The 2,020-nt window shown below is 38.5% G+C and carries 3 protein-coding genes; all 3 read left to right on the forward strand.

Annotated elements, in window-relative coordinates; all coding sequences use genetic code 11:
- Nucleotides 1-342 precede the first annotated feature (342 nt).
- The 3 genes from BW961_RS29340 (at nt 343) to BW961_RS29350 (ending at nt 1,905) form a co-directional block, all read left to right on the forward strand.
- Nucleotides 343-918 (forward strand): TMEM175 family protein, encoded by a 576-nt coding sequence (locus BW961_RS29340; protein ID WP_068580605.1) that lies wholly within the window; start codon nt 343-345, stop codon nt 916-918.
- A gap of 191 nt (nt 919-1,109) precedes the next feature.
- On the forward strand, nt 1,110-1,517 hold the full coding sequence (locus BW961_RS29345) for an SMI1/KNR4 family protein (RefSeq protein WP_068580603.1): 408 nt from the start codon (nt 1,110-1,112) through the stop codon (nt 1,515-1,517).
- Between the two features lie 208 nt (nt 1,518-1,725).
- A complete protein-coding gene (locus tag BW961_RS29350) occupies nt 1,726-1,905 on the forward strand; it encodes a hypothetical protein (RefSeq protein WP_068580608.1) in 180 nt (59 codons plus the stop codon).
- Nucleotides 1,906-2,020: the final 115 nt, after the last annotated feature.

The following is a 2,020-nucleotide window of genomic DNA, read 5'->3' on the forward strand; positions in this document are numbered from 1 at the left end:
GAAATCATACGTTTTCTACAACTTAATTAAAGAATCCCCTTAGTAAATAAAATGGCTGTCAGTAAATTACTGGCAGCGGTTGTTCAACTAACGGGACACGATAGTTGAATAAGGAATTACTGGAGTCGGCCAACATATTAATAGTTGGTCTTGTTCTGTCGCATTCGGACGATACTGTGCAAATCTTTTAACTAACGGTCATGATAGTTGAGTGAGGTATAAGCACTGTTGGAATATGAGATTGCAATTCGTGAAAGTTTTGCTTGACAAGATGAAGGGTTTTATTCAAAGTACTGGTATTGAATAGATTAAAAAGCGCGAAGCGAGGAAAGGTGAAATACTTTGAAATCGAATCGGATGGAAGCGTTCAGCGATGGTGTGTTGGCGATCATCATTACGATCATGGTGTTGGAATTTAAAGTGCCGGAAGGCCATGACTGGCATGCGCTGGTAGAACTCGGCCCAAAGGTTCTTAGCTACATCTTTAGTTTTGTATATATCGGGATCTACTGGAACAATCATCATCATCTGCTGCACATGGTTCGAACGATGAACGGGCGGTTGATGTGGCTCAACCTACTGCTACTCTTCTGGTTATCCCTTGTGCCGTTCACGACGGCTTGGATGGGGGAGAACCATTTTGCAGCCACGCCAACGGCGTTATACGGTATTGTTTTACTACTCGCGTCGCTTGCATACTGGCTGCTTCAGCGCGCGATTATTAACCAGCATTCCGGTGATTCCTCATTTGTTCTGGCGATGGGCAAAGACTGGAAGGGCAAATTATCTCCCTTGCTCTACTTGATCGCGGCCTTGACAGCATATGCGAGTCCTTGGATATCCGGCTTCTTTTTCATACTTGTTGCCATGATCTGGTTCTTGCCGGATAAGCGAATCGAGCACGCCATGCGAGCATGAGCCCGCTAAAGCTTGAACTGATTGCTCTATTTACTAGATGATTGCACTAACGGATACGATAGGTTAATAAAGAATTTGAAGGCAACCGGCTTCTTGTGATCGGTTGCCTTTTCTCAACTACGGGTAGGATAGTTGAATCACTTCGCGAATAACACATGCTAAGAAAGACTCTTAAAGATAGGGGATACAGAATGAAAAATTATTTTATAGACCATTTCAAAAACGAAATTGATAATAATCCAGGTATTGAGCAAAAATTAATATCAGAAATTGAAGCACAGTTAGGGATTAGTTTCCCTAATGATTATGTTGAATTATTGAGTGAAATTAATGGAATGGAAGGGTCCGTTGGAAATTCATATATAAGATTATGGTCAATGAATGAACTTGTTGAATTAAATAAAGACTATTCAGTTCAAGAATTTGCTCCAGGGATCTTATTAATTGGAAGTGATGGCGGAGGAGAAGCATTCGCTTATGATTTAAGGGATAATGAAATGAAAATCGTTAAAATTCCTTTTATACCAATGGATGTAGAAGAAATAATTATATGTGGTAATGATTTAAACAGTTTTTATAAATATCTTTTAGAAGAATAGACAGGAGATAGTGTCCGTTAAATAACACTATTCAAAGCTTCGGCATTCGCTTGGTTTGCCATTTCACATTAAGCTAACGGGACACGATAGTTGAATCAAACAAGGAGCAGTTTGCCACGGCAGCTGCTCCTTGTTTTCGTTAAGCTAACGGGCAGTTTAGTTGAACAAGATGGTGGTATTTTTGTTAATATTAAACAAAAGGGAGGGGATGAATGTGGATAAAAAGAAATATTTTATTTTAATGCCGCCAATGCTAATAATTGGGCTATATTTATTTTACTTTCTTCCAGCAAATAAGAGACCTTATGTGTTTTTAGTTCCTATTGTTTTTTGGTTAATTTATTACACTTGGTTATTTATTGAAAGAATACAAAAGAAAAAATTATAATTGGCTGTTATTGAGCCAACGGAACAAGCTAGTTCAATAAAAGAGAAGTTCTATCCAAAGAAACCACTCCATTGTTGAAGTGACCCCTGTCAAGTAGACAATTAACAAAAAGCAA

The organism is Paenibacillus macquariensis, assembly GCF_900156375.1.
GTDB lineage: Bacteria > Bacillota > Bacilli > Paenibacillales > Paenibacillaceae > Paenibacillus_AQ > Paenibacillus_AQ macquariensis.